This is a genomic window from Bacillus cereus group sp. BfR-BA-01379 (assembly GCF_022663605.1).
Taxonomy (GTDB): domain Bacteria; phylum Bacillota; class Bacilli; order Bacillales; family Bacillaceae_G; genus Bacillus_A; species Bacillus_A mobilis.
Genome location: NZ_JAKUFT010000105.1, coordinates 1 through 12,132, shown reverse-complemented (window position 1 = coordinate 12,132; position 12,132 = coordinate 1). Strand labels below are relative to the sequence as shown.

Here is a 12,132-nt window from a genome sequence, read left to right as displayed (position 1 = left end):
GACATTTCATTAATACCTAAGAATGAAGTGCAAAAAAATAGAATATAAACAAATATATATTTATATTTTTCTATAAAACTTTTTAGGTCTATATTAATTAATCTTATTATTATTTTATTTTGTATCATTTTAATCTTTCCTTTTACTAATAGTTATAAGAAGTGTAGAAATGATTAATAATAGAATTGGTTGGAAAATCATACTTAATATACTAGCTTGATCCATATTATAAGGTGCAACTGATGTAGGTGGAGTTAATAAAGAAAATCCTAATATTGCAAAACCAAAGTTAGCAATGTGAAAATATAAAAAAGGTATAACTAATGCAATGAATTTTTTTTCAAATATTAACGAACAAGAAAAAGAGAGTGTAGAATATACGAAACCTTGTAAAAACATCCATAAAATATAAAATGATATGTACATAGTAGGATTTGAATTATGTATACCACTAATTGGATCATTTAGATTTGTTTTTGTATCTAGTGGTAAATTATACATTAGTATTAATGATACTATAAAAGTTATTAAACAATGAATAAATATAACTAAACCACCGGCTATACCATTTGCTAGTAATTTGGAATTTAAATATTTATTTTTGTCAATTCTAGTGAATATATATGGTGTCAAATTATTATATTTTTCAACGGAATAAGAATGTCCATAAGGTAAGCTGGCTAACAATGGGAAAAACATTATATAAATTCCAGTTCCCCCTCCGATAGCGCTAAGCCAAGCACCGTATGCATCAGGATTAGCATAATTACCATATTTAAATACAAATATTCCCGCTAGACTAAGTATTAATCCTATGATTAATGATATCAACATATTTTTATTTAATATTGCTCGTTTAAGTTCTAATTTGAAAATTTTTGTCATTTATATTTTCCCTTCTATATTATCAAGATTCCTTATCTGTTAAAAAATCTAACAGATAAGGAATCTTGATTTTTTATCATTATTTATTATCTGGACTCCAGCTTCCAGAAACTTGAACATTAACAGGTGTAGTTATATTATTGCTAAATTGTACTCTTGTTGATAATCCTGATCCAATTGAATTCCCTAAAGTTACTCTATCACCATTACCTATACTACGAGCCCATGAACCACTTTGTTTTCCATCTGTTTTTTGTAACCTAGCATCAACTTTATAACCGCCACCTACTGAAGATGAATTTACTATTCCATCGCGATTTGAAGTCTCTTTTTTTAATCCCCCAGTATATCCACTACCATTAAAACTACCTACAGTAGTATTATAGTTACCAACTTCTCTAGCAGAAGCTATAGAAGTAAGTGATAAACCTAATGTAGCTGTAGCTAATGTAACCCCTAAGAATTTTTTGAAATTTGTTTTCATTTTAAATTTCCCCCTTGATTAATATTTTTAGTATTAATACATTACATTTTTTCTAAAATTTAATATATTAGTACTTACATGGTTATTCTAGCACTTTTTTCTTTCTAAATGTTCAAAAAAAGGAAAAAAACAGAATTTTTACCTTTTTTGTTTTATATATGGAATATATCTAATATATTATCTTTTTCTTCTTTATTAATTCCAATATATTTTAATGTAATTTGTGGTGTGCTGTGATTTAGTATATCCTGCAACATAGCAACATCTTTTGTTTGTTTATAGAACCAATAGCCGAAGGTTTTGCGCATGGTATGAGTCCCGATAGATTCTACACCGGCGAAATCTCCGGCTTTTTGCAATTGTCGATAAGCCTGGATTTTACTAATGGGTTGATCTCCTTTTCGGGAAGGAAATAACCAGGCACTTTCTAAAGTTTGGGCATAGGAGTAGATCTCATCAAAAATAGAAGTGAGATTAATCATGCGTTCTTTTTTCGTTTTTCCTTCTTTAATTTTGAATTCTTTTCTTTTTTTGCGTTTTAATTTCAATATGGTTTGTGTTTCAAGTTGAAGTAGATCACTGACGCGTAGTCCGGTATGAATGCCAACAAGAAAGAGAATATAGTCTCGTTGAGAGCAATGACGTTTCAGAGCCCATTTCATATCTTCGATCTGTTCTTTGCTACGGATGGGTTGGACATCAATGAGATGTGGTTTTTTGTTCATGGTTTTATAACCTCTTTATTTATAGTTTTTTGAATGTATACTTTTATCATATAAATTGAGGATATCAGTGGATTTGGTGGTAAGTCAATGATTAAGGGAGAATGAATGTAAACTAATATCTAAAAGTTTACATTCGTAGTAATAGAGATATTATCCAATACAGCAAGCAACATTGTTAATCAGCAACAACAATCAATACTTACTATCGTTTATTTACTTTTACATCAATCATATGGGACGACTCAATCTAGGTCTGAGAATACAACATAGTTATCTTATAGCTTAAGCCATCTACACAATCATGTAAGCATCCTCACTCTCCTACTAATGCTTTTATACTCATACAATTACCTGTCTGTATCTGTAAGCTACAGACTCCATTAACACCACTCCGAAAAATTCATAAATCAAAATCAAATTGAACCTTTTACCCGTTCTCACGCCCCTATCTATGTGAAAGGAATAAAAAATAAAACTTTTTTCTATTATCACTTGTATTTCATTCAATCAGCCGGTCTATGTACATAGAGACACCCATAAATAAAATTCCCACCTATATACACCCTATATAACCTTCCACTGCGCCTATAAAAATGGAGTGAACTTTACACTTCAAGGCTTTTATTATGTAAGGGGATCGTTAACAAAAACTATTAAAAATATGAATCTCTTTTAATACAATGCTCCTTACAACTAATATTCCAATGCAAGTACCTGTAAAACGCCTTACATTCACGAACCTATAAATAAGGAGGTCTGAAATTCATCAAAAGAACGTTTATGTAATAGGAGGTCTTCTGTAGCAAAATGTCACAATACAGGAACATATATAGTTAAAAGCTTTTTCTTAAGGTAATGCAAAATCACCTGCATATTGCTAATTGATCTTTAAAGTTTCTGGTGGTAAATTTGAACAAAGCGGATAAAAAAATAGTTGTTTACACAGCGTTTAGGTATGTATAACCGCTATATTATATATAGCATTAAATAAGTGGTACTAGTAAGCATAATGATTTATTCGAGAAAGGAGAAAACAAACATGGAAATCAAACTGAAAATGAGTGACAAAGTAGCTTTAGCTGTAATTTCTGCTATTTCTACTGGAATCGGTGCGTTAATCGTTACATTATGGGGATAAAGCAAAAGGGGGATGATAGGAACCTCAATATAATTTCCATCACCCTCTTTATCACCTTGTGTATGAAATCGTTGATAATAACATTTATGAATCCAACAATGGTTGTAAAAGAAAGATTAAATTTAATGAATACATAGGACCTATTATTTCTTCGTACTGGTGGTGGTAAGTTTGGCGTTGGCGGATGTTTTTGGTGGTTTACACGGTGTTGGGGCATCAGTTAAAAAACAATATAAATCCTACAAATTCAAACTAGAAAAACATAAACAACTAGTACTACAAAGCTATTCATATCAACGAAAAGTACCTATTATACATTTAATATACAACCAATTAATAAATAGAATATTTGAGTAAATATTGAAAGGAATTTTATTACTTTGGATTATTAAATTTACTTTTTTTCATGATATGATAAATTTCATCCGTACGGAGGTAGTTTTTTCCTATTTCCTACCGAAAAATAAATTGATAGAAAGGAGATGAAAAAATGGAAGAATTGGTATGGTCTTTTCTAAAGGGGGCTTCCTTCACTCTAGGAAAAAAAGCAATAGAATTACTTAACATCAATCCAATTAATTCAAAGGAAAAAACCACTCCTTCAACGACTGCAATCGTAAAAAAGTGGCTAAATAAAAAGATTAAATAAATTACTGGTAAAACTAACTTCACAAAATAACTACTAAAAACAAGGGTACTGCAATACTCTTGTTTTTATATTTTGTGTAATTGTTTAACACACCGCAATTATAACATGTTATTTAAATGGTGCGCCTGCTATCGTTAAACCTTTACAAAACAAAGATTCCTGTTGTCAAAATGCATAGTAAGCACCACAATCTTTGCTGATTTTGCGTTTGCACGTTACCGGCAAATATTTAATATGATTTTTTAGAAAAAAGACGACTTATTTAATGTTATCTTTATTTTAAAGTTTAATTGAAAAATTTCTTCTTGTTATTTTTGATGTAGTTAACGACAGATAGGAGTGGAGTGATTGTTGTATTTTTGCAAGAGACGGAAAGCTTTAACAAGGTGTTTCATGTTATTATAGAGAAAGACATACAAACGAGAAAAACCGCCCAAGCTTTGGACGGCAAGGCGGTTTTTCATAATAAGGTTGGAATCAACCAATATATATTCTATATACATTCTAACATATAAAAGTTGATTCCTTCCACTAAGGGAGAGAATTATTTTATGACAAAAGTTGTAGATTTTGGACAAGCTGAAAAAAAAGCGAAAATAAGAGATAGTAAGATTGATAGTATTTATGACCAGTTGCAAGCCGGTGGTTACTCAGAAGAAGAGAAAGCAATGCTCTTGCAGTTATTAAGTAAAACAACTGGTGGAGATGAGTATTTTATAGGGAAAAAGAAAAAACCTACAGATCGGGTGAGGTTTGTGCAGCTAATTATGGATAACGTTAATTATCTTACTGAGATTGAGTATTTGAGTAGCAAGGAAGAAGCATTTTTATTTAAACTTGCTCCATATGTTGAATTCAAAACCAACGTTATTATTCAAAAAATTGATAAGGACAATGTAGATACAACTACTCCAGCATCACCTACATACTTAGCCGAACGTTTTAAAATGGCAAGAAAAAATGTTTCTTTAACAATGAATGGTTTATTTAAAAAAGGGGTTTTAGGAGTTGCCGCAGCAGGAATAACAACAGAAGATGGTCGTGCATGCACAAGTCGTACATGGTTTGTAAATCCTAATATTATGTGTTGTAGTCCTAAAGATGGAATAGATAAAGCAACTCAACATATTTTTAGAAATTCATTAAGGAACTTTAAAATTGATGAGTCTAAGAAAAAATATAAATTACCAATCTATTTATTTTAGATGTCAAATTCTCATTGACATCTTTTTTTTATTATGTTTTTCCTCTTTTTAGGTGTTACGAAAAAGTAACACAGGTGTTACGAAAAAGTAACACCTCATACGCTATAAACCCTTGGTATTACTGACTTTTTTTATTTTCTCTATCTCACTCTTATATATAGGGCTAAAAGTTCCGCAAGGAACGGGTCGTATTTTCTTTCGCTTTGCTACAGAAAATCTCCACCCTTTTCGCTTTGCTACATCCTTGCGGAACTTTTTTCGGCTCGGGTTTTGGCGGCACCAAGCCGACACATCCAAAAGCAACTATCTAGGTTCATCGGCTTAAATTTGCTATTATACGAGCCGAACCGCTAGTGCATTCGAATCATAATTTCACTTACCATATGGATAGATACGTAATACGTGGGGTTTCGCCCCCACACGACGAACCCGCCTCTACTCCAAAAGTCAACGAAAACCATTGATGGAAATATCCAATTTATGTTAAAATAAATATAGATTTACTTTTCTTTTTTTATTTCATTTAAACATTCAAGAGCCGTTTCGCGGTTCAGATTCAGACACTTATTTTGTGTCTATGATTCTGAGTCCGGAACGGCTCTTTTTATATATAATTATTTATTTTTAATGAGATCATGAAAATGAACAAATGTATTTTGGGATGAAACAATATAAAAAAGGAGTGAGGACCGGAAGGTACGAAAGAAGCATGGCTATAGCCATGCCGTTGCAAAGATAAGTGGATTTGCTAAAGAAAACGTGGATATAACAGTTGCTCTCCACGCTAAATATGGAGCGACAGGCGTAGGCTTAAATTGAAGTTTTACAGATACATATGGAGTAGCGGATTGACACCTTATGGTGTGCGGCGCATTTGCCGCGCACCATAAGGTGGATTACGCCCGTTTGAGCGTGAGCGAAAACGGGCCGACCGAAGGGCGGCGAAAATATGGGAAGACGAAGAGGATCTTCTAAGGTATCGCTTGTAAGACAAATTGAAAATGCGGTAAAGGAAATTATTTGTGTTGGACAATCGAAATATGAAGCAAAAAAAGAAGGACGACATACGGAAGGTTTATATTCTTTTAAACATATTCAAAATACGATGTCTGTTTCAATTGATTTTGCTCGTTTTTGTAGGGAACAATTTGGGGTTACGAAGATCATTTATTTTAAACAAGAACATTACTATGCTTATTTACAGCATAAAGAACAGGAAGGAGTGTCCAACGGACACTTGATGAATATTGAAACGGGATTAAGGAAATTACAAATAGCAATGCATAGACAAGCTGAGAAGCTCCATAAAGAGCCTATAAGCTTTTGTTCTGAAAAAAGAGTGTATAACTATCAAAAAGACAAGAAAGACCCTGAGAATCGCTCTATGAGCTTGAGGGATGTTAATAGATTGATAGAAAGTGTATCTTCTGTTCATGTTCGAAATGCATTCCAATTACAATTACATTTAGGTCTTCGTGCGCGAGAGGTTATTAATTTAACTCCGGAACATTTTGATTTGAAAAATAATGTCTTGAAGATTGAACAAGGAAAAGGAATTACAAAGGGCGGGCGGAGACGTGAAGTTCAGATTCCGGAACATGTAAAAGATAAGATCCATCAGATGATTGGAGATAAACAATTACATGAAAAAATTATTCCGGTTAAAGATAATACTTTGAGAGCCGCGTTACTTAAAGCTGGTAAAGTAACAGGAATTCAAACAAATGGAACCCATATGTTTCGCCATACATTTGCTAGAGAACGTTTTAAAGAATTATTAGGGGAATCTTATGAGCGAGGACAGGAAGTCCTTGCTTATATGCTAAAAAATCATGAACAGGGAAAACGCGCAGATTATGGAATTGACCAAGAGTTTAAATTGATTTATCAGCAAACACAAAAGGTAATGAATATAGTTCATGAGGAGTTAGGGCATGGAAAAGGAAGGATAGATTTAGCACAAATATATTTAAAATAGATTTATAGCTGAGTCCTATGCGTTTATGCCGCGAAAGTCACTTGACCATGAGGGGCACCCTCATGCAAACTCACCAGAGGTGGCCCCAGAAGGGCGGTTTTTGCCCGCTGGGGTTATCTTTGGGAGTTTGAGGGTGTAGAGGCTCGTGGTCAAGTGAACCGTGGAATAAAAAGTGTAGGACGGGACCCCAGAAAAGGGCAAAAATCCAGAGTGTTACTTCAATTATGGGTGAGAGGGAAAAACAACTAGCCGGGGAGAGATACTAGTTGACGTAAAATTTGTTGTAGGAAGTAAAAGCAAACTTTTCCGATCAAACAGAGGTTTATTTTTTAAGCAGTTTCTTAATTTTGATTACCAATTGTACCTAAAAATAAAGGGGAAATCGCATGATAAAACATTTTTACATCTTAAAACCACGTTATTATAAAGAAATTTGGTAGTCTTTAATTAGCCTTTAACTTAACCTCAAACTTAAGGGAGATGTATAAATGAACATCGGTAAACAGATACAATACTTTCGTAAACGGGATAACATGTCCCAAGAGCAGTTAGCAGAAAAAATTCATGTTTCCAGACAATCTATTTCTAACTGGGAAAATGAAAGGAACTATCCAGATATTCATAATTTACTAATGATGAGTATTCTTTTTAACGTCTCCCTGGATGATTTAGTTAAAGGAGATGTAAAGATCATGAAAGAAGAACTTCAAAAATTAACTTTCTTTAAGTGGAGTTACATCATGTTAGCATCAATGATTATACTTCCTATTTCTATTGCACCTGTATTTTACTTTTTTGGTTATTATGGTCTTATAATACCTTTTGTACTTACGATTTTGCTTATGTTTTCATCACTGAAAGTTGAAAACATAAAAAAAGAACATAATTTAAAAACTTATCGTCAAATAGTTGATTTTATAGAGGGAAAATCTATAAGTGAAGTAAAGCCTAATATAAAAGATAAATTATTAAAAATAGGTTTGATGTTTGCAAGTGCTTTAATTAGTTATAGTTTGATTTATTTAGGATTGAGTGTATTTGGAAGATAACTTAGAAAACTATCAAAAGTCCTCCAGATTGTTTAACTGGAGGACTTTTGTGTTTACATAATTATCGTTATCAGAAGTTGATATATGTAATTCATCTACGAAAAATTATCACTATTAGACTGGAATTATGCTTTCTAACTCAGTAATTTTCTCGCTAATTAACTGCTCTATTTTTTTTATAAAATCATCAATTTGACTAAGTTCCGTAAGGATAAATAAATTTGAACGCATCCAATAAGGCTTTGATTGCTTATTGTCAGCTACTACCTCAATGCCTACAATTCCTCTTTTATCATGTAAGAAGAATCTCATGGATAAGAAATGAGTTACATTGTCTATATCCTCACCTGAAACCCATTGAAACTCATTTATTTTAAAAGTGGAGAACTTGATTATGCCTTTTTTTAAATCTTCGAGATCTTCATTGGTGGTATATATGCTAATGTTCGCAGTACCAGAAAATCCATAGAAGTCAAAATTCAATTCAAAAAAATCGGTATCTTCCCACATTCTTTTTATTTTTATACTCGGCTCAGGCATTGTACTCTATCCTCCCATAAATTGCACTTTTTACTTAGGAATAGTATAACAAGTTTTTCTTAACCAGATGGCTCGGTTAGATATATAAAAACCAGTGTATACCCTATACATGATCGGTTAACATAACGTCCTATTATCAGTAGCAATATTAAAGAAAGAATTTTTGTTTTTATAGGGTTCTTTTTTATTTTTTAGTAAAATTGATATGCATGATTTTATACACGGTTGATATAGTAGGGATCCGGAGGATCCTTGCTATTCTTTTTTTGCATAAAATCTTGTATAAGTAAAAAAGATTTTGATGTTATTATCGAGAAGTAATACATATCGGTGTTAAAATCGGAATGTATTCCGAAATTAAATCGTTTTTAAAATCGGTTGTTATATCAGTTGTAAGTACATTCCGATTTTGATTGGAATGTTTATTTAATAGTGTTTTTAAGCGAAAAAGCGTATTCCGTTTTTGGAGGAGGAATGAAAATTGGAACTAAAATCGGAAATGCATACTCCGAAAATTGTTGCGGATTTTTTAGGGATCACACCCGATTTGCTAAAGGTATGGTCAAACGAATTTAATATACAAACGGAGCGAAGTCAGGGAGGTCATCGCAGATACTCGAAGGAAAATATAGAAGAATTAAAAGCGATAAAAGAAAAAATACAGGCGCAAAAATGGTCCTACGATCAAGTTCGGGCATGGCGAAATGGAGAACTTGATTCATTTGTTTCAAAAGAAGAAAAATCAGAATTAGAAAAGAAATTGAATGAAGTATTAGAAAATCAGAAATTACAAAATCAATTTAATCAAGCACTTGTTCAAAAATTGCAAGAAATTACGAATGAATTGGTTACGACAAAAGAGCATTTAGTGAATACGGAGAAAAAGTTAACTGAAGTAGAAGGTAAAAACAGTGAATTAGAAGTTTTTATAGAGAAGAAGCTAGAGAAACGAGATCAGTTATTGCTTGAAAACATTAGAGATATGCAGGCTCAAAATCAGAAACAAAAACGGAAAGGTTTTTTCGGTTTGTTTAAAAAATAAATTTTGCCGGTATTTTATGTAGGGTTCTAATGTCGGAAAAAGAAGAATAGAAATATAGCATACATAGAATAAGGGAATGCAGTATAGATCAGTCTACAAGCATTCCCTTGCTATATGTATACTATATTATTTTGTATAAGTTTCAATGATTTTTCCTTTATTAAGTTTGAATACTGTGTCGCATAATAAATCAATATCTTCTTTATTGTGACTTGCTAATAAAATTATTTTGTTTTTATTTTTTAATTCTAAAATTAAATTTCTAATAATTGTTATTCCTTCATCATCAAGACCATTCATTGGTTCATCTAATATGATAATTTTTGGATCTTCCATAATGGCTTGAGCTATTCCTAAACGTTGTTTCATTCCTAATGAATATTTTTTCACAGGTTTTTTATCATTTGGATCTAATCCTACTAATTTTATTGTTTCAATTATTTGTTTATCATCTATTTTATTGCAAATTGCAGCTAATAATTTTAAATTTTGGAAACCACTGTATTGAGGTAAAAATCCAGGTTGTTCAATTAAGATACCGGTATTTATAGGGAAATTTATATTTTTTCCTATGCTTTGTCCTTCTACTATTATTTCACCTTTTTGTCCTTTTACTAAACCGCAAATCGATTTAAAAATCATACTTTTGCCTGATCCATTATGACCAATAAATCCATATATTTTTTTTGAATATAATTTAAAATTGATGTTATCTAGGATTATTTCATTTTTTATTTCTTTTGTAAAATTTTTCATTTCTATCATGATTTTTTCTGTCATGTTAATACTCCTTTATAAATCTATTTTCTTTAATTTAATAATTATTAATATATTAGTAATTATTAAAATTAAAGAGTTATATATTAGACTAAAATATATTGTTAATGAAGGTATATTTTGATCATATATAGAGTATCTTGAAAAAATCAAGTGATTACTAGGTAACCATTTAACATACTCTAAGGGCAAATATGTATTAAATAGAGATAAAGAGATTAGTATAATAATTAGTAAAAAGCTATAAATCGAATTTTTTATTGATACATTAATTAGGCAATAGAATGTTGCTATCATAAAGCTGGATATAATCATTGTTATAAATATATGTATAAGAAATTCTGTCACTGATATTTTATATGATGAATATATTAATATTTCTTTGTGTGCATATTCACTCCATTTTAATTGTAACGGAAGTTTTATTGTTCCTATGCATGTTATAGTAATAAATCCTAATATTAAATATATGTTTGTAAAAATATATATGGTTAAGCATTTACTAAACCACCATATTTTTATAGATTTCGCTCTAATTAATGAATATATTATTTCTTTACTATATTGATTTGTAAAAAAATCACCAATTATAAAGAAATAAATAATCCATATTAATAAAAATTTTTGGTTATCTATGAAGCTTGTGTTGGATACCATTGGTCCAGCAAAGCTTAAAAAGAAGAGATCTACTATATTATTTGAATAGTTGTTATCTAGTGTCAAAAGACTGTGTATTCCTATAAAAAGAAATGTAATTATAGATAAAATTATATTCTTCCAATTAATAATTGATAATAAGTCTTTTTTTACCATATTATAAATTAAGAGCAATATTTTCTTCCTTTCTAATTAATATTAAAAATCTATTGAATTTACTTTTTTAAAACCAAAATAGATAATCAATATTATAAGTATGGTTAAAACACATAAAGAAATTAATGGTCCATATGATGAAATTTGTATTGAATGTATAATTAAAATGTTTGTATTTAGAAATAGGAAAAATGATTCCCATTCAAACATAAAAAAATTTCTCATTCCAATTAATAAATTAGTCCACAATAATCCTATAACAAATAATTCAATTATTTTATTTTTTGTTAAAGTATATATTAGAAGCATTATAATACCTAATAAAAACCATCCTAAATATAATAAAGCAAATCCAATTAATAAGGATAATAAAGGATGATAATTAGAATTTATAAGTTCTTTAGGTATATATGTAATTGATGAAGAAAGAGTAATTGCAGCTTCACTCCATGTTGTGTCTAATGGATAATATAAAATTGAAGATATGGTAGTGATGGTAATTCCTATTAATAAATAAATGAATGTGCATATAGAAATAGAAATAGCTTTTGAAATCCACCATGTTTGTTTTGATTGAATTCTAATTGATATAAATTTATTTGGAATTGTTATGATTGTTGTAATTAATGCTATAAACATTGGTGTATAGAAATATAATACATAATATTGGTTGAACATTATATGGAAATAAGAATCTAATATATTAAGTTTTTCATTATATTGTATTGAAATTTTTGACATTTCATTAATACCTAAGAATGAAGTGCAAAAAAATAGAATATAAACAAATATATATTTATATTTTTCTATAAAACTTTTTAGGTCTATATTAATTAATCTTATTATT

At 30.1% G+C, this 12,132-nt stretch carries 11 protein-coding genes; 5 read left to right on the top strand and 6 right to left on the bottom strand.

The features are described 5' to 3' along the window. Positions 1 to 129 precede the first annotated feature (129 nt). The 3 genes from MR113_RS25190 to MR113_RS25180 all read right to left on the bottom strand — a co-directional run bounded on the left by MR113_RS25190 (position 130) and on the right by MR113_RS25180 (position 2,094). The gene (locus MR113_RS25190) at positions 130 to 885 is read right to left on the bottom strand and encodes a hypothetical protein (protein ID WP_242257257.1); all 756 of its coding nucleotides are present in this window, start codon (positions 883 to 885) and stop codon (positions 130 to 132) included. Between the two features lie 79 nt (positions 886 to 964). Then, entirely contained in the window at positions 965 to 1,369 is a 405-nt protein-coding gene (locus MR113_RS25185) for a hypothetical protein (RefSeq protein WP_242257256.1), read from the bottom strand. A gap of 152 nt (positions 1,370 to 1,521) precedes the next feature. Continuing rightward, a complete protein-coding gene (locus tag MR113_RS25180; RefSeq protein WP_242257255.1) occupies positions 1,522 to 2,094 on the bottom strand; it encodes a tyrosine-type recombinase/integrase in 573 nt (190 codons plus the stop codon). A gap of 1,628 nt (positions 2,095 to 3,722) precedes the next feature. Between MR113_RS25180 and MR113_RS25175 the strand changes: the two genes are divergently transcribed. The 4 genes from MR113_RS25175 (at position 3,723) to MR113_RS25160 (ending at position 8,113) form a co-directional block, all read left to right on the top strand. After that, positions 3,723 to 3,881 carry a hypothetical protein gene (locus MR113_RS25175; RefSeq protein ID WP_242257254.1) on the top strand — a complete coding sequence of 53 codons (159 nt, stop codon included), beginning with the start codon at positions 3,723 to 3,725 and terminating at the stop codon, positions 3,879 to 3,881. 551 nt (positions 3,882 to 4,432) lie between these two features. Next, on the top strand, positions 4,433 to 5,086 hold the full coding sequence (locus MR113_RS25170; RefSeq protein WP_050267873.1) for a hypothetical protein: 654 nt from the start codon (positions 4,433 to 4,435) through the stop codon (positions 5,084 to 5,086). Positions 5,087 to 6,035: 949 nt separating this feature from the next. After that, positions 6,036 to 7,064: a tyrosine-type recombinase/integrase gene (locus MR113_RS25165; RefSeq protein ID WP_242257253.1), complete on the top strand. Its 1,029-nt coding sequence runs from the start codon at positions 6,036 to 6,038 to the stop codon at positions 7,062 to 7,064. A 488-nt stretch (positions 7,065 to 7,552) separates the two neighbouring features. Beyond that, entirely contained in the window at positions 7,553 to 8,113 is a 561-nt protein-coding gene (locus MR113_RS25160) for a helix-turn-helix domain-containing protein (protein WP_242257252.1), read from the top strand. Positions 8,114 to 8,227: 114 nt separating this feature from the next. Here the strand turns inward: MR113_RS25160 and MR113_RS25155 are convergent, their stop codons facing one another. Further along, positions 8,228 to 8,653, bottom strand: a complete 426-nt coding sequence (locus tag MR113_RS25155; protein WP_098184263.1) for a hypothetical protein — start codon at positions 8,651 to 8,653, stop codon at positions 8,228 to 8,230. Positions 8,654 to 9,134: 481 nt separating this feature from the next. Between MR113_RS25155 and MR113_RS25150 the strand changes: the two genes are divergently transcribed. After that, entirely contained in the window at positions 9,135 to 9,695 is a 561-nt protein-coding gene (locus MR113_RS25150; protein WP_242257251.1) for a MerR family transcriptional regulator, read from the top strand. A gap of 126 nt (positions 9,696 to 9,821) precedes the next feature. Here the strand turns inward: MR113_RS25150 and MR113_RS25145 are convergent, their stop codons facing one another. Continuing rightward, positions 9,822 to 10,475, bottom strand: a complete 654-nt coding sequence (locus MR113_RS25145; RefSeq protein WP_242257250.1) for an ABC transporter ATP-binding protein — start codon at positions 10,473 to 10,475, stop codon at positions 9,822 to 9,824. Positions 10,476 to 11,327: 852 nt separating this feature from the next. Beyond that, positions 11,328 to 12,132 (bottom strand): hypothetical protein (locus MR113_RS25140; protein WP_242257249.1); only part of this gene is annotated, 805 nt, incomplete at its 5' end.